Annotated in this window: 21 protein-coding genes; 8 read left to right on the top strand and 13 right to left on the bottom strand. The window is 37.0% G+C overall.

The window, feature by feature from the left end; translation table 11 throughout:
- Positions 1-55: 55 nt before the first annotated feature.
- The 6 genes from ACZZZC_RS04410 to ACZZZC_RS04385 form a co-directional block, all read right to left on the bottom strand.
- Entirely contained in the window at positions 56-1,240 is a 1,185-nt protein-coding gene (locus tag ACZZZC_RS04410; protein ID WP_463486648.1) for a M20 metallopeptidase family protein, read from the bottom strand.
- Positions 1,227-1,670: an SPOR domain-containing protein gene (locus tag ACZZZC_RS04405; protein WP_463485003.1), complete on the bottom strand. Its 444-nt coding sequence runs from the start codon at positions 1,668-1,670 to the stop codon at positions 1,227-1,229. Before ACZZZC_RS04405 ends, ACZZZC_RS04410 begins: the two co-directional genes overlap by 14 nt.
- Positions 1,671-1,806: 136 nt before the next feature.
- On the bottom strand, positions 1,807-2,082 hold the full coding sequence (locus ACZZZC_RS04400) for a Txe/YoeB family addiction module toxin (RefSeq protein ID WP_463485002.1): 276 nt from the start codon (positions 2,080-2,082) through the stop codon (positions 1,807-1,809).
- Between the two features lie 3 nt (positions 2,083-2,085).
- Entirely contained in the window at positions 2,086-2,349 is a 264-nt protein-coding gene (locus tag ACZZZC_RS04395) for a type II toxin-antitoxin system Phd/YefM family antitoxin (protein WP_463485001.1), read from the bottom strand.
- Positions 2,350-2,464: 115 nt separating this feature from the next.
- Positions 2,465-5,767 (bottom strand): preprotein translocase subunit SecA, encoded by a 3,303-nt coding sequence (secA, locus tag ACZZZC_RS04390; protein ID WP_463485000.1) that lies wholly within the window; start codon positions 5,765-5,767, stop codon positions 2,465-2,467.
- Positions 5,768-5,904: 137 nt separating this feature from the next.
- Positions 5,905-6,204: a hypothetical protein gene (locus ACZZZC_RS04385; RefSeq protein ID WP_463486647.1), complete on the bottom strand. Its 300-nt coding sequence runs from the start codon at positions 6,202-6,204 to the stop codon at positions 5,905-5,907.
- 247 nt (positions 6,205-6,451) lie between these two features.
- On the opposite strand from ACZZZC_RS04385, the gene ACZZZC_RS04380 reads away from it, so the two are divergent.
- From ACZZZC_RS04380 to ACZZZC_RS04355, 6 genes are all read left to right on the top strand, one after another.
- Positions 6,452-6,955: a hypothetical protein gene (locus ACZZZC_RS04380; RefSeq protein ID WP_463486646.1), complete on the top strand. Its 504-nt coding sequence runs from the start codon at positions 6,452-6,454 to the stop codon at positions 6,953-6,955.
- A gap of 2 nt (positions 6,956-6,957) precedes the next feature.
- Positions 6,958-7,644 carry a pirin family protein gene (locus ACZZZC_RS04375; RefSeq protein ID WP_463486645.1) on the top strand — a complete coding sequence of 229 codons (687 nt, stop codon included), beginning with the start codon at positions 6,958-6,960 and terminating at the stop codon, positions 7,642-7,644.
- 242 nt (positions 7,645-7,886) lie between these two features.
- On the top strand, positions 7,887-8,984 hold the full coding sequence (locus ACZZZC_RS04370; protein WP_056848359.1) for a vWA domain-containing protein: 1,098 nt from the start codon (positions 7,887-7,889) through the stop codon (positions 8,982-8,984).
- Positions 8,985-9,061: 77 nt separating this feature from the next.
- The gene (locus ACZZZC_RS04365; RefSeq protein ID WP_463486644.1) at positions 9,062-10,549 is read left to right on the top strand and encodes a magnesium chelatase; all 1,488 of its coding nucleotides are present in this window, start codon (positions 9,062-9,064) and stop codon (positions 10,547-10,549) included.
- Positions 10,550-10,588: 39 nt separating this feature from the next.
- Entirely contained in the window at positions 10,589-11,335 is a 747-nt protein-coding gene (locus tag ACZZZC_RS04360; RefSeq protein WP_463486643.1) for an AAA family ATPase, read from the top strand.
- Positions 11,336-11,389: 54 nt separating this feature from the next.
- Positions 11,390-12,634, top strand: a complete 1,245-nt coding sequence (locus ACZZZC_RS04355; protein WP_463486642.1) for a metallophosphoesterase — start codon at positions 11,390-11,392, stop codon at positions 12,632-12,634.
- 90 nt (positions 12,635-12,724) lie between these two features.
- Here the strand turns inward: ACZZZC_RS04355 and ACZZZC_RS04350 are convergent, their stop codons facing one another.
- From ACZZZC_RS04350 to ACZZZC_RS04335, 4 genes are all read right to left on the bottom strand, one after another.
- The gene (locus ACZZZC_RS04350; RefSeq protein WP_056848356.1) at positions 12,725-13,414 is read right to left on the bottom strand and encodes a response regulator transcription factor; all 690 of its coding nucleotides are present in this window, start codon (positions 13,412-13,414) and stop codon (positions 12,725-12,727) included.
- A gap of 143 nt (positions 13,415-13,557) precedes the next feature.
- Positions 13,558-15,231: a sensor histidine kinase gene (locus ACZZZC_RS04345; protein ID WP_463484992.1), complete on the bottom strand. Its 1,674-nt coding sequence runs from the start codon at positions 15,229-15,231 to the stop codon at positions 13,558-13,560.
- A 3-nt stretch (positions 15,232-15,234) separates the two neighbouring features.
- The gene (locus ACZZZC_RS04340) at positions 15,235-15,831 is read right to left on the bottom strand and encodes an alpha/beta hydrolase family protein (protein ID WP_463486641.1); all 597 of its coding nucleotides are present in this window, start codon (positions 15,829-15,831) and stop codon (positions 15,235-15,237) included.
- A complete protein-coding gene (locus ACZZZC_RS04335; protein WP_463486640.1) occupies positions 15,822-17,120 on the bottom strand; it encodes a S9 family peptidase in 1,299 nt (432 codons plus the stop codon). Before ACZZZC_RS04335 ends, ACZZZC_RS04340 begins: the two co-directional genes overlap by 10 nt.
- Positions 17,121-17,387: 267 nt before the next feature.
- Here ACZZZC_RS04335 and ACZZZC_RS04330 point away from each other — a divergent pair, with 267 nt between their 5' ends.
- Together ACZZZC_RS04330 and ACZZZC_RS04325 are read left to right on the top strand one after the other, a co-directional pair.
- Positions 17,388-19,211 carry a tetratricopeptide repeat protein gene (locus ACZZZC_RS04330; protein WP_463484990.1) on the top strand — a complete coding sequence of 608 codons (1,824 nt, stop codon included), beginning with the start codon at positions 17,388-17,390 and terminating at the stop codon, positions 19,209-19,211.
- 65 nt (positions 19,212-19,276) lie between these two features.
- A complete protein-coding gene (locus ACZZZC_RS04325; RefSeq protein ID WP_463484989.1) occupies positions 19,277-19,783 on the top strand; it encodes a GNAT family N-acetyltransferase in 507 nt (168 codons plus the stop codon).
- Positions 19,784-19,786: 3 nt separating this feature from the next.
- Here the strand turns inward: ACZZZC_RS04325 and ACZZZC_RS04320 are convergent, their stop codons facing one another.
- The 3 genes from ACZZZC_RS04320 to era all read right to left on the bottom strand — a co-directional run bounded on the left by ACZZZC_RS04320 (position 19,787) and on the right by era (position 22,800).
- Positions 19,787-20,296: a GNAT family N-acetyltransferase gene (locus ACZZZC_RS04320; RefSeq protein ID WP_463484988.1), complete on the bottom strand. Its 510-nt coding sequence runs from the start codon at positions 20,294-20,296 to the stop codon at positions 19,787-19,789.
- Between the two features lie 177 nt (positions 20,297-20,473).
- Positions 20,474-21,775: a ribosome biogenesis GTPase Der gene (der, locus tag ACZZZC_RS04315; RefSeq protein WP_463484987.1), complete on the bottom strand. Its 1,302-nt coding sequence runs from the start codon at positions 21,773-21,775 to the stop codon at positions 20,474-20,476.
- Positions 21,776-21,903: 128 nt separating this feature from the next.
- Positions 21,904-22,800: a GTPase Era gene (gene era / locus ACZZZC_RS04310; protein ID WP_463484986.1), complete on the bottom strand. Its 897-nt coding sequence runs from the start codon at positions 22,798-22,800 to the stop codon at positions 21,904-21,906.
- Positions 22,801-22,809: the final 9 nt, after the last annotated feature.

Below are 22,809 nucleotides of genomic sequence, written 5' to 3'. Positions count from 1 at the left end.
TAATGGTATATAATATGGTGATGTAAGTGAGATCTTGATTGTTCCACTACATCAATTAATTTCCGAGCTGCTTTAGGGCGATATAAGCCATTAAACCAGTAGAAATTTTAAGTGCATCCTCGTCGATATCAAACTTTGGCGTATGCACAGAATACTGCGTATCCTTTGCTGCGTTACCAGTACCTAAACGATAAAAACAAGCATCTGTTACCTGAGAGTAGAAAGAAAAATCTTCAGCAGCCATCCAAATGTCTAAATCAATTACATTTTCTTTGCCTAAAAATTCCTCAGCAAATGATCTGGCATTAGCCGTTAATTTTTCCTCATTGATAAGGAAAGGATAGCCCTTGTGGATATCAAAATCACAACTTCCGCCCATGGCTTCGGCAATACCTTCGGCCATTTTTTTCATGCGTTTATGTGCCTCTGCTCTCCAATCTTCATCCAAAGTTCTAAAAGTGCCTTCAATTTTAACTTCATTTGGAATGATGTTGGTGGCGCCATTTGCCGTTACTTTACCGAACGACAAAACCGATGGCAAACGCGGATCGGCATTACGGGAAACGATTTGCTGTAAGGCAATAATGATATGTGAGGCAATTAAAACCGGATCGATATTTTGGTGCGGCTGTGCGCCGTGGCCACCTTTTCCGGTTACGGTCACGTATAACTCATCGGTTGATGCCATATAAATACCCGAACGAAAACCAACTTTACCCGACTCAATTAAAGGCATCACATGCTGACCAACGATGTAATTTGGCTTCGGATTTTCAAGAACACCTTCCTTAATCATGATACTCGCACCACCTGGTAACAGCTCTTCTGCAGGTTGGAAGATCAATTTGATAGTACCACCAAATTCAGCCTTCAATTGATTTAGGATATAAGCTGAACCTAAAAGTGAAGAGGTGTGTACATCGTGACCACAGGCATGCATTACGCCTGGATTCTTAGACGCATATGGTTTATCGTTCGCTTCCAGAATTGGCAAGGCATCCATATCAGCACGTAAAGCAATCACCTTATCTGATGCTAAATTTCCTTTAATTAAACCTACAACGCCTGTGTTTGCGCAATCGGTAAATTCGATTCCCCAAGCCGATAGCTTGTCTTTGACAAATTTTGAAGTTTCGAACTCTTGATAAGATAATTCAGGATTGGCGTGAATATGTTGACGGTAACCCACTACATCATTAAAAATAGAGGCAGCAAGTTCTTGGATTTTATTTTTGATCATCAGTGATAGTCGTATCTAATTGTGGCGCATTAATTTTTTCCCTAAAAATAAACAATGTTGGGAAAGCAGGTCGGATTTCATTCATCAAACGTTGTGCTTCTAAACGTGTTCTAAAATCGCCCACTCTAATGTAATAATTAGGCTCCTTGTAAATAAGGTAAGTATTAAATTTTGGGTAGAGACTTTTAAATCGGGCCTGTTGATTAAACACTTCTCTCCTATCCGAACCGTAAAATATTTGCACCCGATAGCCATAAGAAGAGACAATTGGCTTACCTATTTTCACTTCACCAGTAGTTTTGTAAACTTCGGAACGCTTTGCGATCAAACTATCGATGAGTGGATCTTTTATAACAGTTACTTCGCCTCGCTGAGCAAAAGATGCTGAAAACAGAAATAAGCTTAGTATTAGCGTGAGTATTATCTTCATTTGTAATTAACCATGATCATTCCAGAATTGTTTAAAAACAAGAATGCCGAATTCTTCGCAAAAATCGGCATTCTTTATGGGTTGTGCAAATGGTAGTTTTATTCTTCGTAACTGTCTAAAATCAGGAAAATGATATTTATTTATTATAATGAAACCGACATTGAATTACCGCACACTGTTGATCTTTACCTTTAGTACCCGAAACTTGATATACTAAACGATGTTCACCGGTAATACGCCGAGACCAAAACCCCTTTAAATTATGTTTCAAAGGCTCCGGTTTACCTAAGCCATGAAATGGAGTTCTTTTGATGTCTTTAAGCAAGTCCCTAATTTTTTTCTCAGCTTCAATATCATTATCTCTCCAATACTCAAAGTCTTCCCATCCTTCTTCTGTAAATACAATGTTCATATATTATACTTCGTCATCAAGTATAAAGTGTTTCACATTACCTTTTTTCACGCTTTCAATCGAACTTTCTAATCGTTTACGATTAGCCTCTGTCGACATTAAATGTGCTGTTTCTGTCAGTGCATTATATTCCTTAATAGAAATTACAACTACAGCTTCATCCTCATTATTATTGCGAGGAACAATTAAAATATCTTCTGTTGAACACACCTCATCAAAATAGCTCTTCATGTTATTCCTCAGTGAAGAAATTGTTACAGCTTTCATAAAAACAATTTTAGTACTTGCAAATGTACACCAAATTGTACGTTGTTGCAAATTACCAAAATAAAAAAAGCCTTAGCGAGTGCTAAGACTTTAATATTCATGATTAAAAACTCCTTTACAAATTCGCTCCGTGGCAGTTTTTAAACTTTTTGCCACTTCCACATGGGCAAGGCTCATTACGTCCAACGGTTGCTTCTTTACGAATCGGTTGTTGCGGAACGGCCTCGCGGGTATCGCCAAATTCTACACCTGGCTGCTCAGCACCAAACTCTTGCTTAGTAGTCTGCAATTTCGGTTGTTTAACAGGTGCGGGTGCTTCTCTAACCTCATCAGCTTCTTGCTGAACAGGAATACCGCCTTTATACAAGAAACTTACTACTTCTTTATTCACTGCGTTAAGCATGTTTTTAAACAAGTTAAAAGCTTCCATTTTGTAAATCACCAATGGATCTTTCTGCTCATAAACTGCATTTTGAACAGATTGCTTCAAATCATCCATTTCACGTAAATGCTCTTTCCAGCTATCATCAATCAAGGCCAGAACAATTGTTTTTTCAAATGAACGAATAACTTCTTTTCCCTTATTATCAATTGCTTTCTTTAAATCAACAGCAACCTGAATTCCACGGATACCATCGGTAAATGGAACTACAATTTGCTCTATGTGCTCACCACGTTCTTCGTAAACCTGAGTTAAAACGGGTAACGACTGGTGAATAATGGCTTCTGACTTACGAGCGTAAAATGATTCAGCCTCTTCAAATAAACGCTCTGTTAATTGCGCTACATTGGTAGACGAGAAATCTTTCTCTGTAATTTCAGTGTCCAAAGAGAAGTTTTTAATTACTTCCAGTTTAAAACCATCGTAATTTCCTTCTTGTTTATACTCATTAACGATATCTTCAGCAACATCATAAACCATGTTGTTCATATCTACATCTAAACGCTCGCCAAAAAGGGCATTTTTACGTTTAGCATAAATAACAGTACGTTGAGAGTTCATCACATCATCGTACTCCAGCAAACGTTTACGGATACCAAAGTTGTTTTCCTCTACTTTCTTTTGAGCACGTTCGATAGATTTGGTAATCATCGAATGTTGAATCACTTCGCCATCTTCGATACCCATACGAACCATAATGCTTGAAATTCTTTCAGAACCGAATAAACGCATTAAGTTATCTTCTAACGAAACGAAGAATTGTGACGAACCTGGATCGCCCTGACGACCAGCACGACCGCGTAACTGCCTGTCTACACGACGAGACTCATGACGCTCAGTACCCACAATTGCCAAACCACCAGCTTCTTTAACACCTGCGCCTAATTTAATATCGGTACCACGACCAGCCATGTTGGTTGCAATAGTTACTGTTCCTGCTTGACCAGCTTCTGCAACAATATCAGCCTCTTTTTGGTGCATTTTTGCATTCAGTACGTTGTGCTTAATTCCCCGAAGCTTCAACATACGGCTCAATAATTCGGAAATCTCTACCGATGTTGTACCTACAAGCACTGGTCGGCCTGCTTCAGTTAATTTTACAATCTCATCGGCAACGGCATTATACTTCTCCCGAACAGTACGGTAAACATAATCCTGCTGATCCAGACGTGAAATGTTTCTATTGGTGGGAATTTCAACCACGTCTAATTTATAGATCGACCAGAATTCGCCTGCTTCCGTGGTTGCTGTACCCGTCATACCGCAAAGTTTGTGGTACATACGGAAATAGTTTTGCAGCGTTACAGTAGCATAAGTTTGAGTTGCATCTTCAACCTTAACATTTTCTTTAGCCTCAATAGCCTGGTGTAAACCGTCAGAGTAACGACGGCCATCCATAATACGACCCGTTTGCTCATCAACAATTTTAATTTTCCCTTCATCGATGATGTATTCCACATCAATTTCGAACAAAGTATAGGCTTTTAATAATTGATTTACCGAATGAATTCGCTCTGCTTTAACAGAATAATCACGCATTAAAGCATCTTTTTGAACAACCTTTTCTTCTAAAGGCATATCAGATTTTTCCAATTCAGCTACTTCAGTACCAACATCTGGCAATACAAAGAAATGAGGATCTTCCCCAGATTGAGTAATCAATTCGATACCTTTCTCCGTTAACTCTACCTGATTGTTTTTCTCATCTATATAGAAATACAATTCCGAATCAACCTTAGGCATATTCTTAGATTGATCAGCCATGTAGTAGTTTTCAGTTTTCAACAACAAACCACGAACACCGCTTTCACTCAAAAATTTAATTAATGCTTTATTCTTTGGCAAACCGCGGTAAGCACGTAATAGCGCCAAACCACCTTCACCTTCTTCGGTACCGGTGTTACCTGCATTGATTAACTTTTTAGCCTCATTTAAAGCAGAAGAAACATAAGCTTTCTGGGCATTTACCAAACGCTCAATACGAGGTTTTAATTCATAAAACTCGTGCTCATCTCCACGAGGAATAGGACCTGAAATAATTAATGGTGTACGGGCATCATCAATCAAAACTGAATCGACCTCATCAACCATGGCAAAATGTTGTTTACGCTGCACCAATTGATCAGGTGTTTGCGACATATTGTCACGCAGGTAATCAAAGCCAAATTCGTTATTGGTTCCGTAAGTAATATCTGCCGCATAAGCTTTTCTTCTCTCCTCAGAGTTTGGCTCATGCTTATCAATACAATCGACACTAATTCCGTGGAATTCGAATAGTGGACCATTCCACTCACTATCCCTACGGGCCAAATAATCATTCACCGTTACAATGTGAACACCTTGACCGGCAAGCGCATTTAAATATGCTGGCAAGGTAGAAACCAAAGTTTTACCCTCACCAGTAGCCATTTCGGCAATTTTACCACTGTGCAAAACAATACCACCAATTAACTGGACATCGTAGTGAACCATGTTCCATACTACTTCGGTACCCGCGGCATCCCAGCGATTAGCCCATTGAGCTTTGTCGCCAACGATTTTCACATTGCTTTTACGAGCAGCATAATCTCTATCAAACTGTGTGGCCGTTACTTCTAGATAATCGTTCTCGCTTAAACGACGAGAAGTTTCCTTAACTACAGCAAATGCTTCAGGAAGAATCTCCAATAGCACTTTTTCCAATTCAGTATCACGCTCTTTACCTAAAGCATCAACCTGATCGTAGATGGCAGTTTTTTGATGAAGATCCAAACCATCTCCTTCAGCATCAGCTTTTAACGCAGCAATTTTACTATCGATATCAGCTAAAAAAGAAGCTATTTTTTCTTTGAATTGGATGGTTTTCCCACGTAATTCGTCGTTACTAAGTACCGATAGTTTACTAAATTGTTCATTTATGGCAACAACCAATGGCTGAATTGCCTTTATATCTCTCTCTGATTTACTTCCGAAAATCTTCGCTAAAAATCCTAACATTATTGTATTTTAAATCTTATTTATTATTGAAAAAGGGTTGATTCCAACAACCAGAATATTGACTTGTAATAAGTCAATTGGGCTGCTGAGGGTTTAAATGGGAATAAAATCTTTTAAAAAGATCCAGAAAAACGAAATTATGGACTATTGTTTTTTGGCTTTTTACGGATGGTCAAATCAGAGATTAACTGATTTACACATATATATTTAACAGTTTTTGATGGAGCTTGGGTACCGCTTAAGGCAAGCGCACTGTAAGATAATAAGTAAGGGTTATGCTCCTCATTTAACTGAATGGAAGCCTTCCCGGGGTTATTTACACTAATTTTGTGCTCACTACAATATTCGTTCAATATCCTTAGCCCTTCAACACGCTCGGCTTTTGCCAAGTGTGTTAAGCTAAAAAATACAAGAGATATGGTAACGAGGTGTTTCATTAATTTGCGGCAAAGCTAGTTTTAATCTTTTACAAAATGAAATTACACCTACTCAAAAACTATACCCCTAATTTCGAATCCTTTATTTGACACCTTTTTTTGCTACAAAGTAAGAAGAATTCATTTTCATGAATCAATTACTGACAAAAAACACTACAGTTGACATACATTCAAAGTAAAGTTGTTCCATCATTTTTATTTGCAAAAGAGGTTAGGAAATACTGACGTCCTTTTTTAATTTTATACCATGCCGCAAAAAGTAATTACGATAGGTTATCGGAAGATAATTGACGATTCAAGCCTAAACCATTGGGATAAGTTTATACATGAAGACAGTTTTTTAGAATTCCAAATGCAATCGCAGCTTTTCAATCAGGAAGAAAAGTACAATACATTTGCCGAGCTAATTTTAAATGTACCAGAGGCAGATAAACTTCACTTTTTAGTAAGTGCAGCCATTACAGGTTATCTAAGACAACTGAATGGCATTATTCCAGATATTTTGGATAACCTTGGAAGAAAATTTCTACCCTTTGAAAATTTTAAATTTGAGATTATTAATTCCGACATCAATGACATCGAACAACATAAGGTTGCTATTAACTTTTTTTCTAAACCCATGATCTGGCATGATAGCCTTCATCACTATTTATTGCTCTCGCCATACAGTGAGGTAACGGAGCCGGAGGTGTTTACTCATCTTCTTCAAATTCAACCGTTTGTAAGTATTTATTCTATAAAAACAATTTAATAATGGGGTTAACACCTGACAAATTATTCCTTGCTGATGAACGTGGCCTAAAAACAACGGATACATTAAAAAGATATAGCACATTTTACTTTGAACAATTTTTTAGCGAGCAGCATGCCATAGGAAATTTATTTATCTGCAATGATGATTCTATTGCTGCTGGCAAAATGATCTTTTTTCTTTCCAAGGAAGATTCTTATCAATTATTTTTTCCCATTACAGGAAGAATAGATATTGTTCAGGGAGGGAAAGAATTTGGAGTTGAGACTGGTGAAGTACAGGTTTTAAATTTAGGTAAAGGTGAGGTTTTAGAAATCAGCAATCCTTATCCAACTAAGGAAATCAATTATATCCAGTTGGGAATTACCACCGATTTGTTCTTGCTTAGGGCAAGCGAAATGTTATTTAAATTCGATTTTGAGAAAGATAAAAACCATTTCATTGAAATTGTTAATCATGCTAAACTTCCGTTCAAGCTAAATGCAGGTAGTTTTACCAATGGCCAGGAATTGATTTATAAGATCCAAAGCAAAGTTCACAAACTCTTTTTTTTAGTAATTGATGGCACCTTTGAAATTGAAGGAAGAATATTAAAAGCCAGGGATGGTTTGTCGCTCTGGGATTTAGAACAGGTTCGCATTTTATCATTGAGCGATAACGCAGTCATTTTAGTATTGGAGCATCTGTAGCAAATATGATCCAGCTGAATCACGACTAAGTCTTTCGATAAATCATGCACTTGAAGAATGCAAGCTGGCAGATGTCCATTGTTTTCGACGTTTTGAATCCAACGTTACTATTCAAACTTTTCTAGCTAGTTTTTTGATTTCATCCTCTCTCGCTATCTTTCTGCTTTCACCCAAATATGACACCCCGCTTAAATTAATCCAAATCGAAACTTTTACCTTTAATAATCCGTTAATACACATACATGAGAGGTTTTCGTTTTTCTGATTATAAGCCTGGCGATACGCCACAAGGTGGGTTTGATGAGTTGCTGAAATTGTTTAGCGAACTGCTTAACTATACAGCAGGTGATGCGGCAGAGGCTCTAAGCTGGCTCAATGAACTCGACAAGCAATACAAACTAACAAATAATGATTATGGCATTGGGAATTTCATCGATGACCTGAAAGAAAAAGGCTACCTGACTGAAGACAATCAGTCGGGAGAGTTTAAAATTACCGCCAAAACAGAACAGACTATCCGAAAATCGGCCTTGGACGAGATTTTTGGAAAGCTGAAAAAATCTGGCAGAGGCAATCACAATAGCAACCAATCGGGTATTGGTGAAGAGAAAAATGCCGATAGACGTGAGTATAGTTTTGGCGATAGTTTAGACCAGATCGATATGACTGCCTCTATCCAAAATGCTCAAATCAACCATGGAATTGGCGATTTTACCCTAACTGATAGAGATTTAGAGGTAGAGGAAAAGGATTTTAAAACACTTACCTCAACCGTGTTGATGATCGACATTTCGCATTCCATGATTTTATATGGGGAGGACAGAATTACTCCCGCCAAAAAAGTGGCGATGGCCTTAGCCGAACTCATTAAAACGAAGTACCCAAAAGATACATTAGACATTGTGGTTTTTGGTAATGATGCCTGGCCGATTACTGTTAAAGATTTGCCTTACCTTCAAGTTGGCCCCTATCACACCAATACTTTTGCTGGTTTAGAGTTGGCTACAGATTTACTCCGCCGCCGCAAAACACATAACAAGCAAATTTTTATGATTACAGATGGCAAGCCAACCTGTTTGAAAGAAAATGGAAAGTACTACAAAAACAGCATGGGGTTAGATAGAAAGGTGATTAACAAAACCTTAAATATGGCTGCACAATGTAAGCGATTGAAAATTCCAATCACCACGTTTATGATTGCAAAAGACCCCTACCTTCAACAATTTGTTCGCCAGTTTACCGAAATTAATGGTGGAAGAGCTTTTTACAGCTCTCTAAACGGATTAGGTGAATACATTTTTGAAGATTACATTAAGAATAGAAGAAAGACTGTAAAATAGAAATAAGAACAAAGATAAAAGAGCAAAGATTATATTTTCACAATTATAACTTTAATCCTTTATCCTTACTCCAATATATGCAAAACACAACATTAGGCCAGTTAAAGGCAACAAATTATAAATCTCGGAGTGTAAAAGAAGAACTTAGAGAGAACTTAATCAAGGTACTTAGAGATAAGAAAACGGAATTCGAAGGAATTATCGGTTACGATGAAACGGTGATTCCGGAGTTGCAAACTGCAATTCTTTCCCGTCATAATATTTTACTTCTCGGTTTACGCGGACAGGCTAAAACACGTATTGCCCGTTTAATGGTAAACCTATTAGATGAATATGTTCCGTACGTTGCTGGAAGTGAAATTTTCGATGACCCATTGAACCCTATTTCATGGTATGCGAAAAACGAAATTGCTACTAAAGGTGATGAAACCGAGATTGCCTGGTTACACCGCAGCGAGCGTTATACCGAAAAATTGGCTACGCCGGATGTTACCGTTGCCGATTTAATTGGTGATGTTGATCCGATTAAGGCCGCCACTTTAAAACTGACTTACAACGATGAGCGTGTTATTCACTTCGGTTTAATTCCAAGAGCGCACCGCAGTATTTTCGTTATTAACGAATTGCCAGATCTGCAAGCTCGTATCCAGGTGGCTCTGTTTAACATGCTCCAGGAAAAAGATATACAAATTCGTGGTTTCAAACTCCGTTTGCCTTTGGATATCCAATTTGTGTTTACGGCAAATCCAGAAGATTACACCAATCGGGGAAGCATTGTTACACCGTTGAAAGATAGAATTGAAAGTCAGATTTTAACCCACTATCCGAAAAGCATCGAAATTTCCCGTAAAATTACTTTTCAAGAAGCCAAACTCACCAGCGAGCAACGAGCTAATATTGAAGCGGATGGGTTGGTTAAAGATTTAGTGGAGCAAATTGCTTTCGAGGCACGTAAAAGCGAATACATTGATCAGAAATCGGGGGTATCGGCAAGACTAACCATTTCAGCTTATGAGAATTTAATAAGCACAGCCGAAAGAAGGATGTTAATTTCTGGTGAGAAAAACACTTTTGTTCGTTTATCTGACTTGGCTGGCATTATCCCTGCTATTACCGGTAAAATAGAATTGGTTTACGAAGGTGAATTGGAAGGGCCTGCGCATGTAGCAACAACTCTAATCGGTAAGGCAGTTAAAACCTTATTTGCCCGCTATTTCCCAGATCCTGAAAAGGCAAAGAAAACTAAAACGGCTAATCCATATACTGAAATTACCGAGTGGTTTACTGAAGGAAATAATATCGATGTTACCGATACCTTGACCAATGCACAATACAAAAAGGCATTGATGCTGGTTCCAAGTTTATATGATACGGTTAAGAAATTTCATCCTAAATTAAGTGAAAACCAAACCCTTCTTTTGATGGAATTTGTGTTGCACGGTCTCGCAGAATATTCTCAATTGAGCAAAAACTATTTGAACGGAGGTTTTGGATTCTCAGATATGTTTGGCAGTTTATTTAATGCCGAGTTTGACGAGGAAGAAGATGAAGACGATTTTAGGTAGTAATTAATGAAAGACTTAATAAATTCTAGAATAAATTAAATGGAATTTAACGGATATCTTCTATCGCTGAGGCTAAATCGGCAAAATCTTCCAGAAAGATATCCGTTTAATATTCCTTGTTTAAAATCTTTTGAAGAATTGGTTTTTCATCCAAAAGTAACGTTTCTAACTGGTGAAAATGGAGTTGGCAAATCGACATTAACTGAGGCAATCGCCGTTAATCTTGGCTTTAATGCTGAAGGAGGAAGTAAGAATTTCAATTTCAAAAGTACTGAAACCCATTCCGATTTACACAACTATTTAACAATAGCCAAAAGTTTTAAGAAACCAAGAGATGGTTTTTTCTTAAGGGGTGAAAGTTTTTATAATGTTGCCAGCGAGATTGACAAACTTGATGAAGAAGTTGGAGGACCAAAAATCATTGACTCCTACGGTGGGCTTTCGTTGCATAGGCAATCTCATGGGCAGTCATTTTGGTCACTGTTTATGAATCGATTTAACGGAAATGGTGTTTATATTCTGGATGAGCCAGAATCGGCACTTTCTGCAACTAAGCAAATTGCAATGTTATCCAAAATTAACAGCTTGGTTAATCAAAATGCCCAATTTATCATTACCACACATTCTCCGATATTGCTGGCATACCCAAATGCAGCAATTTATGAAATGGCTGAAGAAGATATAACGAGGGTGAGCTATGAGGAAACTGAAGTTTATCGGGTTTACAAATCCTTTCTAGATAACCCTAACAGAATTCTAAATAGTTTATTGACTGCAAATACTTAATTTAGCAGACCAATAGAGTACCCAAATTTTTAATTTAAATCGAACAACCCGAGTATGGGAAGACTTCCTTTCATCATCGTTGCCTGTATATTTATTATTGCATTCGATATTTATTGCTACAAAGCAATCGTTTCTGTTTTTAAAAACTGGAAACCACGCACCAAAAAGGTTTTTGGAATTTTATATTGGTCTTATAGTATTCTTTTAATTGTTGGCGTTTTCGCCGGAATTTATTTAAACCTGTTTCTTACTTTAAGAGCTATCATTTTAGTCGCCTTCTTTCTCACAGTAGCCTGCAAATTTGCAATGCTGCCATTTTTAGTGCTCGATGATTTACGTAGGTTATTCATAAAGATTTTCAGAAAAAAACCTACAGCAGAAGACCAGCCAATAAGCGAAGCAGAACCGATTTCACGTTCAGAGTTTCTAGTTAAAGCTGGTTTAGTAGCAGCAGCAGTTCCTTTAACTTCCTTAAGCTGGGGCATTATCTCGGGTGCTTACGATTATCAGGTTAGAAAGGTAAATCTAATTCTACCTAATCTTCCAAAAGCTTTCGATGGAATTACGATGGCCCAAATTTCCGATATCCATTCTGGTAGTTTTTATAACAAAACCGCGGTTAAAGGTGGTATAGAAATGCTGATGGGCGAAAAACCTGATTTTGTTTTCTTCACCGGAGATTTGGTTAATAACCTCACCAATGAAGTCAAAGATTACCAGGATATTTTCGCAAAAGTGAAAGCGCCATTGGGCGTGTATTCCTCTTTAGGTAACCATGATTATGGCGACTACTATTTTGGCAAAACATCATCTCCGGCAAAAGTTAAAAACTTAAAGGATATGGTTGATGTCCATAAAATTATGGGTTACGATTTGTTGATGAACGAACACCGCAGGTTAAAAGTAGATGGTGAAGAAATTGGCATTTTAGGTATAGAAAACTGGGGAATGGGCCGTTTTCCAAAATATGGTAAAATGGAACTGGCTGTTCAAAATACTGATGACCTGCCGGTGAAATTATTGCTCAGTCATGACCCTTCGCATTGGCGGGGTGAAGTGCTACAAAAATACCCGCAAATTGATGCAATGTTCAGTGGCCATACCCATGGAATGCAGTTTGGCGTTCGCTTAAAAGAATACCAATGGAGCCCGGTGCAATACATATATAAAGAATGGGCCGGATTGTATCAGGAGCAAAAACAACAGCTTTACGTTAACGTAGGTTATGGATTTTTAGGCTATCCGGGAAGAGTAGGAATTTTGCCAGAAATAACGGTATTTACGTTGAAAAGAGCGTAGAGAATTTTGAATTAGAAAATTGATGGAATGAGAGAATGTGCGATAACCTAAAACATTCTCTCATTCAAAACTCAATCATCCAATCATTTCTTATCCCGCATTAAAACGATAACCCACACCGCGAACGGTTTGCAGCAATTGCGGATTATCAGGATTCAATTCAATTTTTTTACGCAGGCGAACAATGTGCATATCCAATGTTCGGGTGTTAACATCAGAATTGTAACCCCAAACCACCAACATCAACTCATCGCGATTAATTACTTTTCCAGGATTGCGCAAGAAATAAAGCAAAATCCGGTTTTCTAAAATGGTAAGCTCAATTTTCTTTCCATCTCTAAATAAAGTATGAATATTCGGATGATGCTCCATGTTACCGAAACGGTGAATTTCTGCGGTATCTTTATTTACGATGAATTTTACTTTGCTTTCCAGCATCGCAACCAAAACATCCATATTAAATGGCTTGGTAATGTAATCTGATGCGCCAAAGTTATAAGCATCAATTTTATCAACATCCTGTGCCTTAGCCGTCATCATAATGATTAGATTTTCGAAACCTTGTTTACGAACACTTTCACAAACCTCGGCACCTTGCTTTCCTGGCATCATCCAGTCCAATAAAACAATATCTGGCTGGTCGGCTATAATCATCCGCTCACCCGATTCGCCATCATTGGCTTCTAAAACATTATAGCCTTCAGTTTTTAAACGATGTGCGACTAAAAAGCGAAGATTTTCATCATCCTCAACAATTAATATTTTTACTTCTTTAGACATTTTTGTGTGTTTATATGTTGTAAAGTTCAAAGGTTGAGATGTTAACCATGGCAAACAAAATCACAACATTCAGACTTTATAGTATTTTAATTTTCAATGCATTAAGCTCAAATAGCCTCAATCGCATTTCTACTTTTAACTTTCTACTTTGAACTATTGTAAGGCAGCACAATTTTAAACTCCGTGCCATTCCCCACTTTGCTCTTAACCGAGATTTCTCCCTGCATAAAGTTAACCAGTTCTTTACAAAATGCCAAACCTAAGCCTACACTTCCCATTTGGTTGTATTCATTCTGTATCCTGAAAAACTTTTTAAATATATTGTTTAATTCAGATGCCGGAATACCAATTCCTTTATCCGCAAACCTAAAAACCAAAACACCCTTAATTAGCTTTGCGCTAATGTGAAGTATCTTGTGAGCAGGTTTAGAATATTTATAAGCGTTTTCTGCTAAATTATCGAAAAGGCTTCCTAATAACACCGGGTCTGTAATAAAGGTTTTAAACCCTACAACTTCATAAGTAATTTTAAAATCAGGATGTTTTAACGTGTGCGATTCAATTGTACTTTCGATGAAGTCTTCAATATTTACCTGCTCCTGGTTAAGCTTTATGGCTTTGTTTTCAATTTGAGTAAAAGCCAGTAACTTGTTCATTAAGCCATTGAGTTTATCCGCTTCTTCATCTAAAATTTTTCCATAAAGTTGCTGTTCTTTTTGACTTAATGCAGTTGCACTTTTAATGTTGTTGCCTGCAATTTTAATTACACTAACCGGTGTTTTAAACTCATGGGTAAGGTTGTTGACAAAATCATATTGAAGCTTAAACATTTTACTGTTGATGTTGAGATTACGATAGATTAGAAAAGCTACCAACAACAATACGCCATACACCAAAAGCAATACTAAAGCAATCGGCATAAAGTAAATAAATATCTCTTTTTTGATATATGATTTTGACGAGGTGAAATATAATTTGAAATCAGAAAATGCACCCGGCAGCGCAATTTCAGTAGTCATATTCTCATCAGAGGTATCAATTGGGTCATAGGTTAATGGCTCAACTTCAATCTTTTGATACAACAATGGTCTTGTATTAATTACCTTGATCTTATTTGGGTCAAGTTGAAATACCAACATATCCTGCTGATAAACCGGCAAAGGGTTCAGCTTATGGCGCATCATATCCTTGTAGATTTTTAGATCTTCGCGTCGGGGAATGTTTAGGTAAGTGATTTTATTTGATTTTACCACAGAAAAATTCGTGAAAAGTTCTTCCTGGGTGGGTACAGCTGCAGTATCTAATAGGTCTACAAAGGTTACCAGCTTGTAAGCCATTGCATTAAAATCATCTCCAACTTTAAAAGAACGTGTATCATATTCAGAAAACAGTTTTACCGAATCTGGTGCTACGGTTTTACCAAATTGATAGATGGATTTCGGTCCGATGGATAGATTACCAACGTTCATCCCGTCTTTCACAGCAACGTTTTTTACCTCAGTATCATAAAAAGTAACTTTCGAGATAAATGGATATTTAATCGTTACCGTATCTACAAATTTTGCCGCAGTTGCAGAATCCAAAAAGCCATTATAATATGAAATTTCAGGCATTTTGTTCTGAAAAAAATCGTTATAAGCTTTAATGCTTTGCTCTAAAACGTTTACTTTTTCTGATACAAATTCGTTTTCAATAGACTTTTTACTGAAATTAAAAGCCAAAAATAATGATAGAATAAATAGAATCGAGATGAGAACAATAAAGGTAACGCCAAGCGAGAAATTTTTGCGATAACCACTTTTTTTGTCGAGGGCCATAATTTATTTCTTGCTCAGATTTGTTTTTAAAAACTCTTCCAACGCTTTATACAATGCAGTTCTTCCTTGCTGGCGTAATACAGGGTTTGGCCCTTCTTCTTTCTCAATATAGGTAACTGGCACATTTCTCTTTTTCAATTCCTTAATAAACTGAACACCTTCTGCTACATTTACCCGTGGATCTTTAGGGTTTTGCGCAATAAAAACCGGCGTTTTAAAACGATCGGCATGGAATACGGGTGATGCAAAACGCATATAATCTGTATCGGTTACCGGATTGCCAACAATTTCATAATACATTTGCAGGTTCGATTTTAAAAACGGAGGAATGGTTTTCAGATAACTAAACAAGTTAATTACTCCAGAATTTGATCCGCCGCAGCTGTAAAGATCGGGATTTTTATACAAACAGTTTAATGCAATATAACCACCAAAACCATTCCCATAAATAGCCACTTTTTTAGGATTTGCGATTTGCTTTTCGATTAGCCAACGCACACCATCGTTTACATCTTCCTGTATCTTATCGCTCCACTGCTTAAAACCAGCTGCATAAAATGATTTACCATAACCCGTCGATCCTCTGTAGTTTACCTGCAAAACAGCATAACCCCGACTGGCCAAAAACTGTACTTCAGCATTATAACCCCAACTATTTCTTCCCCCGGCCCATTATGCGGCAATACCACAACAGGCAAATTTGTTGCTTTTTTGTTTTTCGGGAGCGTGAGGTACCCATTAATGGTTAAACTATCGCGACTTTTGAAACTAATCGGCTTCATATCGCACATCATCTCTTCTTTAATGGAAGAATTGATATCAGTGAGTTTTTTTAATTTATTATCACCTGCAGTGTATAAGTAGTACGAACCTGGGCTTTTATCGGTAAAAGTTCTAATTACAAAAACTTTTTCCTGCTTGTCTTTATCCATTATCCGCCATTCGGAGCCTGGCAAATTTAAATCAATTTTACTGTAGGTATCTCTAGAATCGCTATCCAGATAGTATTTTTGCTTCTTCCAGGTTTCGCAGGTTACAAACAGCATTTTCTTTTTTGCCCGTGAATATCTCGCATCCACTACATTCAAAGTGTCGTTTGCAAACAGCACTTTCTTTTCTTTACCTGTTTTCAAATCAAGAGAAACTAGCGCATTTTTATCCCTATTCACATTCGATATCGCATAAAGCACATTTGGCTCTTGCTCTGAAAATGCCACAGGTCGGAAAGTGGTTTCAAAATTGTTGCTGAAAACCGGCTGAAACGACTGATTTTCATTTTCGCGATATAAAAGTGTTTCGTTTACACCATCACTGGCGATAGCAATTTTTAAGACACCTTTATTATCAGTCATCCATTCGGTAATATTCCCTGGATTTTTAGCCGCGATATCCATTTGGCCATTCCTCACATTTAAACGATAAACATCAAACACTGTAGAATCTCTTTTATTGGATGCAACAATGATATATTTATCATCAATAAGCTGATCTTCAATAACCTTTAGACGTGTTTTTTCATTTGCACTAAGTTGTACCTGCTTGCTTCCATCTTTGTTAATTACAAAAATATCCGAACGCCGGTCTTTAGATTCATCTTCAGTGTAATAGATCAATTCATTATTGCTTGTCCAAAAATGAAAACTGATTGTTTTTTCAGTTAAATGCGTCAGCTGAACACTATTTCCAGTGGCCAGATCTTCAACAAAGAGATCGAGTTTCTTATCCTGAAGTTTCAAGTACGATAAACTTTTACCATCCGGAGAGATGTGATAATAAGCTTTATCAAACGTTTTAAAAAAATCATCTACAGGTATAGTCTCCCCCTTTTGCGGATTCTTACATCCCCAAACTGAAGCTATTAAAACAAATAGAATAATTCTTTTTAACATAAATTAATTTCTCACGGGATGACAAAAATAAGGAACCCTGTTAGTTTACTATGCTTTACACCAACAATGTTACTTATCAAAATGAGATGCCAACGGGCTCAATTTAGTATTTAAAAAATAGAGACAAAATAAATTGCAGGTAACATTATTATTGGAATTAATAAGCCTTTGCCTTAGCTTTCAACTAAATCCATTTAGTTAATGTTTACCAATCGGGTTTTTAGCTTTCAGCCTTTTTAATTACTTTTAAACCTTATAATTGGCATAATGAATAGACTAATCGTATTTGTATTTTTCTTGTTAACATTAGGTGCTAATGCGCAAGTTTTACGGCTAAATCCACCTATTACTGCCGATAATACGTCGTTAATTATTCAATATTATCGTGATGGGGAATATGAAAAAGCTGTCGTTTTATTAGAGAAAGTTTTTGCCAGCCCAAATAATGAAGGCTATTTTGATATTTATTTCAATTCTCTTTTAAAATTAAAACGTTACGATGTTGCCGAAAAAGCTGTAAAGAAGCTCATTCGCCAAAGTCCAGAAAATGATGCCTATCCTGTTGCATTAGGCAAGCTCTATCAAGAAAAGTGCGATATTCAGGCAGCTAATAAAATTTTTAATGAGGTTATTAATAAATTACCGAAGGATGAGTTTAAAATCCGTAGTCTGGCCAATAGCTTTTATAGATTTGAAAATTATGATTTCGCTGTTCAAACTTTTAAACAAGGCAGGAAAATACTGGGTAATGATGAGTTTTTTGTTTACGAGCTTTTAAACATCTACCGTTTTAAAAAGGATAAACTCATGCTCATGCAGGAATATCTAGATGCATTGGCCACACTCCCACAGTTACTGCCACAAGCGCAAGCCATCTTGCCTGTAATTTTTGATGACAAGGCCGATTATCAAACCTTTCAGACAGGTATTTTAAAAAAGATTCAAAGATTTCCAGATGCAGAGGTTTACATCCAGTTATTAACCTGGAATTACATTCAACAGCAAGAGTTCGACATGGCTTTGCGCCAGCTGATTGCTTTTGATAAACGCACTAAGGCCGATGGCGGCACTTTGTTTAATGCGATATATACTTTCGTTGATAATAGCGCTTATGAAACTGCTATCAAAGCTTATGAGTACCTGCTCACTAAAGGTAAGGATAACCCATACTATTTACCATCCAAAATTGAACTGTTAAATACCAAATACAATATCCAAACTACTGGCAAACCAATTTTAGCAGACCTTAATTTATTAGCCAAAGATTATCAAACTCTGCTAGATGAAAATGGAAAAAATAAAAACACTTTATTCGCGATTAAGAAATTAGCGAATCTGCATGCATATTATTTAAATCAGGCTGAGAAGGCCGAAAAAGGTTTAGAAGAAGCTTTGCAAATGCCAGGATTAAGTAGCCAGGATCTTGGCCAGCTGAAACTTGATTTGGGTGATGTTTACATTCTTACCAACCAACCTTGGGAGGCCTTTTTGGTATATGAGCAAGTGAGTAAACAGTTTGAAGGTCAATCCATAGGAAACGAGGCTCGTTTTCGAAGTGCAAAACTTTCCTTTTATCAGGGTAATTTTGAATACAGTAATGGCCAATGCCAGGTATTAAAGGCTGCGACCTCACAATTAATCGCTAACGATGCTTTGAATTTAAGTCTATTAATTTCTGATAATATTCAAACCCCTACAGATAGTAATGCTTTGAAAATGTACGCTGATGCAGAGATGTTGATTTTTAGAAATTTACCGGCAAAAGCAGTCAATAAGCTAGATAGTATAGCCATTGCTTATCCGCAAAATGGCCTTGCTGATGCAGTCATGATGACCAAGGCAAAAATCTTTATTAAATCAAACGAATTCCAAAAAGCTGCAGAGATTCTAAAAAAAGTAAGCGAAGATTTTAAAGATGGTATCTGGACTGATGATGCGCTGTTTACACTTGGCGATTTGTACGAGAAAAAACTGAACGACATTGTACAGGCTAAACTTTATTTCCAAAAACTGATTACCGATTATCCCGGCAGCATGTTCAGTGCAGAAGCCCGCAAAAGGTTTAGAAACTTACGGGGAGATGGGGTTTAATGCAGCATTAGTTCGAAAAGATAATCAACAAAAACCGTAAATTAACTTCTGTTTAATGCTCCACTATGATAGAAACCGATCGGCTTATTTTAAAACCATTGCTTCATGATCAACTATTAAAATATATTCTCGATGATCATTCCCTTGAAAAAGAATTCGGACTTTTACCTACCAAAAAAAATATTTCGAAATCGTTACACGATGCACTTCAGCAAACTATTTTACCCAACGTTTTCGATAAAGATAAAGACTATCTCTATCACACCTTGTGGGTAATTATTTCTAAATCAGACCAAAAAATGGTTGGCGATATTTGCTTTGTTGGCGAACCCGACGCTGATGGAGAAATTGAAATTGGCTATGGCACTTACGAAGATTTTAGGGGCAAAGGCTTTATGACCGAGGCAGTGGGCAGAATAATTGAATGGGCAAGAGAACAACCAAAGGTTAAATCAATTTATGCTGCTACTGAAAAGAGTAATGTAGCCTCCTATTCCATTCTGGAAAAAAACCATTTTGTAAATATTGGTGAGGTAGATGATATGTTAAGTTGGGAAATCGAATTAAAATGATTGCTAAACGACAATCTCGAAGAGACTTAAACTGATTCCCTCATAGTGTTTAGGCAAACCTTCCGATTTTTCGAGTGTAACTACGCCAACATAATCAAAACCGCAGCCAGTATAATATGCTAAAAGCTTCTCATTATCAGCCCAGGTATCCATACGAATATATTTGATATCGTTTTTGGCTGCATAACCTTTTGCCCACTTGATAATTTCTTTTACGAAAGAACAACCACGATAAGCAGGGTGCGTAACGATACGATGAATGTAAATTGAATCGTGGTCGCGGTCGCCCCAAATGAGTTGATCATTAAAGGTTACTGCAAATACACAAGCTACTTCGCCATCAACTAAAATTTTAAATTGGCGGTTATCTGTAATTTCCGTTTCTACCAACTCCCTGCTAAAGCCTTGCCAGTGTTTGTTAAATACTTTTTTTTGATGAGCAACGGCCATATCGTAAAAGTCGAAAATGGTATCTATATCTAAAAGCTGGCTATTTTTTACTTCGATTTGCATGGTGTAAATGTAAAAAGATTGATTTTGGCTTGCAGTAATTTGAAAAATATCTCTTTGTGATTTGTTTCTAACTTCACCATGATGGTAAAAAAACAGGGGCCGTTTTCCTATAGAATGCGACCCCTGCTTATCTTATCATAACTTTGTTATACTTCTGTTAACCTCAGTCTTTCCTGCTTATTTCTGTCGGAAAAATATTTGAATTGGCGATCCTGAAAAATCAAAATTCTCTCTTAATTTATTCTCAATGAAACGTTTATATGGATCTTTAATATATTGAGGCAAATTACAGAAGAATGCAAACATTGGCGAGGTACCGTTAATTTGCGTAATGTATTTTATTTTAATGTGTTTACCTTTCAATGCCGGAGGGGGAAACTTTTCGATCAACGGCAACATTACATCATTTAATTTCGATGTAGGAATTTTCTTTCCACGGTTTTTGTAAACCTCTAAAGCAGCTTCAATTGCTTTGAAAATACGTTGTTTATTTAATACCGAAGTAAATACAATAGGCACATCGGTAAACGGACGAATACGCTCGTGAATTTGCTCCTCGAAAGCTTTCATTGTTTGTGTATTTTTCTCAATCAAATCCCATTTGTTGATTAAGATTACGATACCTTTCTTATTTTTTTCAGCAAGGTGGAAAATATTAATATCCTGACTTTCGATACCTTCTACCGCATCAATCATCAATACCACTACATCAGCCTCTTCCAAAGCTTTGATGGTACGCATTACCGAATAAAATTCTAAGTTTTCTTTAACCTTGGTTTTTTTACGCAATCCCGCAGTATCAATCAGCATAAATTCATGCCCAAATTGGTTATAATGAATTTTGATCGAATCGCGGGTGGTACCAGCATTTGCAGTTACAATATTGCGTTCTTTCCCGATTAAAGCATTAACCAAAGATGATTTACCTACATTTGGGCGACCAGCAATGGTAATTTTTGGCAGTTGATTTTCTTCTTCAGGGATATCTTCGAAATTTTTAACGATTTCGTCTAACAACTCACCCGTACCGGAACCAGTCATTGATGATAGTGGATACACTTCGCCTAAACCAAAGCCATAAAAAGTATGGATTTCATTGTACAGTGCAGTATTATCTACTTTGTTTGCGCAAACAAAAACAGGTTTCTTACTTCTGCGTAAAACCTGGGCAATATCATCATCCAAATCGGTAATGCCTGTCGTTACATCAACCATGAATACTAAAATGCTTGCTTCTTCAATAGCAATCATTACCTGCTCGCGAATGGCCGCTTCGTAAACATCTTCAGAATTGGCTACGTAACCACCGGTATCAATTACGGTAAATTGCTTGTCCGTCCACTCGCCAACGCCGTAGTGTCTGTCGCGGGTTACGCCGCTCATATCATCTACAATTGCCTTGCGACTTTCAGTTAATCTATTAAAAAGGGTGCTTTTGCCTACGTTTGGCCTGCCTACGATGGCGATAATATTACTCATTTTGTATTTATGATTGTAAATTTACGATTGTAGATTTTCTATCACAAACGTAAAAATTGTTAAGTCTATATCAATTAGCCATTGATTATCAACTCCTAACCGATTTATTTCGGGCTGCAAAGGTACGGTTAATTATCGTAACCAAAGCTCTTTAGGTAATTCTTTTTGCTTCTCCAATCAGGAATTACTTTTACAAACAACTCTAAAAACACTTTCGAATCCAAAAATTTCTCTACTTCCAAACGGGCTTCTGTACCTACTTTTTTAAGCATGCTGCCACCAGTACCAATTAAAATATTTTTTTGTGAGTCGCGTTCTACCACAATCTCAGCCATGATCCGAACCATGCTACCTTTACCGTTTTTAAGTTCTTCTTCCTTAAAACTTTTAACAATTACCTCGGTACTGTAAGGAATTTCTTTCTGGTAGTTCAAGAAAATCTTTTCGCGGATGATCTCCGAAACGAAGAAACGCTCCGAGCGGTCGGTCAATTCTTCCTTATCATAATAAGCCGGATGTTCAGGCAATAACTGCAAAACATGATCTAAAATTCCATCTACATTATGTTTATGTAAGGCCGAAATGGCATAAATAGAAATGGGATTTAGCTTTTCTTGCCAATAAGCAATTTTTTCATCAACCTGCTCTTGCAACGCTTTGTCGATTTTATTAATCAACACGATTGTAGGAATATCACGGTTTAGTATTTTCTCTAAAACATCATCTTCATCATGCGTTTCGTTGATGTCTGTAACGAATAAAAGTACATCGGCATCGGTCAAAGATCCGTTCACAAAGCTCATCATACTCTCTTGCAAAGAGTATTTTGGCTTAATAATACCCGGAGTATCAGAAAAAACGATCTGATAATCTTCCTCATTTACGATACCTAAAATACGATGTCTTGTGGTTTGCGCTTTAGGAGTTATGATGCTAAGTCGCTCGCCAACAAGCACATTCATTAGGGTAGATTTGCCAACATTGGGTTTACCTATTATACTAACAAAACCTGCTTTATGCGCCATAGAAATATT

Source organism: Pedobacter sp. AC212, assembly GCF_979258625.1.
The sequence above is the reverse complement of the archived record's forward strand: the minus strand, read 5'-3'. Positions and strand labels throughout refer to the sequence as shown.

What these genes read in the sequence shown, in the direction of transcription:
- ACZZZC_RS04405 (WP_463485003.1), bottom strand. Translation starts at nt 1,670, where the DNA reads ATGAAGATAATACTCACGCTAATACTAAGCTTATTTCTGTTTTCAGCA.
- ACZZZC_RS04410 (WP_463486648.1), bottom strand. Translation starts at nt 1,240, where the DNA reads ATGATCAAAAATAAAATCCAAGAACTTGCTGCCTCTATTTTTAATGAT.
- ACZZZC_RS04375 (WP_463486645.1), top strand. Translation starts at nt 6,958, where the DNA reads ATGGGGTTAACACCTGACAAATTATTCCTTGCTGATGAACGTGGCCTA.
- secA (WP_463485000.1), bottom strand. Translation starts at nt 5,767, where the DNA reads ATGTTAGGATTTTTAGCGAAGATTTTCGGAAGTAAATCAGAGAGAGAT.
- ACZZZC_RS04355 (WP_463486642.1), top strand. Translation starts at nt 11,390, where the DNA reads ATGGGAAGACTTCCTTTCATCATCGTTGCCTGTATATTTATTATTGCA.
- ACZZZC_RS04370 (WP_056848359.1), top strand. Translation starts at nt 7,887, where the DNA reads ATGAGAGGTTTTCGTTTTTCTGATTATAAGCCTGGCGATACGCCACAA.
- ACZZZC_RS04360 (WP_463486643.1), top strand. Translation starts at nt 10,589, where the DNA reads ATGGAATTTAACGGATATCTTCTATCGCTGAGGCTAAATCGGCAAAAT.
- ACZZZC_RS04365 (WP_463486644.1), top strand. Translation starts at nt 9,062, where the DNA reads ATGCAAAACACAACATTAGGCCAGTTAAAGGCAACAAATTATAAATCT.
- ACZZZC_RS04395 (WP_463485001.1), bottom strand. Translation starts at nt 2,349, where the DNA reads ATGAAAGCTGTAACAATTTCTTCACTGAGGAATAACATGAAGAGCTAT.
- ACZZZC_RS04385 (WP_463486647.1), bottom strand. Translation starts at nt 6,204, where the DNA reads ATGAAACACCTCGTTACCATATCTCTTGTATTTTTTAGCTTAACACAC.
- ACZZZC_RS04325 (WP_463484989.1), top strand. Translation starts at nt 19,277, where the DNA reads ATGATAGAAACCGATCGGCTTATTTTAAAACCATTGCTTCATGATCAA.
- era (WP_463484986.1), bottom strand. Translation starts at nt 22,800, where the DNA reads ATGGCGCATAAAGCAGGTTTTGTTAGTATAATAGGTAAACCCAATGTT.
- ACZZZC_RS04330 (WP_463484990.1), top strand. Translation starts at nt 17,388, where the DNA reads ATGAATAGACTAATCGTATTTGTATTTTTCTTGTTAACATTAGGTGCT.
- der (WP_463484987.1), bottom strand. Translation starts at nt 21,775, where the DNA reads ATGAGTAATATTATCGCCATCGTAGGCAGGCCAAACGTAGGCAAAAGC.
- ACZZZC_RS04400 (WP_463485002.1), bottom strand. Translation starts at nt 2,082, where the DNA reads ATGAACATTGTATTTACAGAAGAAGGATGGGAAGACTTTGAGTATTGG.
- ACZZZC_RS04350 (WP_056848356.1), bottom strand. Translation starts at nt 13,414, where the DNA reads ATGTCTAAAGAAGTAAAAATATTAATTGTTGAGGATGATGAAAATCTT.
- ACZZZC_RS04335 (WP_463486640.1), bottom strand. Translation starts at nt 17,120, where the DNA reads ATGTTAAAAAGAATTATTCTATTTGTTTTAATAGCTTCAGTTTGGGGA.
- ACZZZC_RS04380 (WP_463486646.1), top strand. Translation starts at nt 6,452, where the DNA reads ATGCCGCAAAAAGTAATTACGATAGGTTATCGGAAGATAATTGACGAT.
- ACZZZC_RS04345 (WP_463484992.1), bottom strand. Translation starts at nt 15,231, where the DNA reads ATGGCCCTCGACAAAAAAAGTGGTTATCGCAAAAATTTCTCGCTTGGC.
- ACZZZC_RS04320 (WP_463484988.1), bottom strand. Translation starts at nt 20,296, where the DNA reads ATGCAAATCGAAGTAAAAAATAGCCAGCTTTTAGATATAGATACCATT.